Here is a 289-nt window from a genome sequence, read left to right on the forward strand (position 1 = left end):
AAGAACAACCAACAATTCGCGACACTTGATCAAGCGATGAACGCAGCCATTCAAGGGTTTGGCATTGCTATAGGCGACATCACGCTAGCAAAACAAGATATTGATTTGGGCAGGTTGGTGAAAGTGAGTGAAGGCAGTGTCTTTTCTGGAAATGGTTACTTTTTGCTGCAGCCTAAGAATCGACAAAATCCATCTTTATCTACGCTGGTTGATTGGCTTGTCGATTAGCGGCAATCACCGTAGATAGAAGCACACTATAAACGGCAGTAGAGCGTCATAATGAGAATTT

The 289-nt window shown here is 43.3% G+C and carries 1 pseudogene; it reads left to right on the plus strand.

Going from position 1 to position 289, the window contains the following annotated elements:
* Positions 1–228 (plus strand): annotated as a pseudogene (locus AB4486_RS25370) (transcriptional regulator); the annotation flags it as partial.
* Positions 229–289 lie beyond the last annotated feature (61 nt).

Source organism: Vibrio sp. 10N.222.55.C6, assembly GCF_041473395.1.
Lineage (GTDB): Bacteria > Pseudomonadota > Gammaproteobacteria > Enterobacterales > Vibrionaceae > Vibrio > Vibrio crassostreae_C.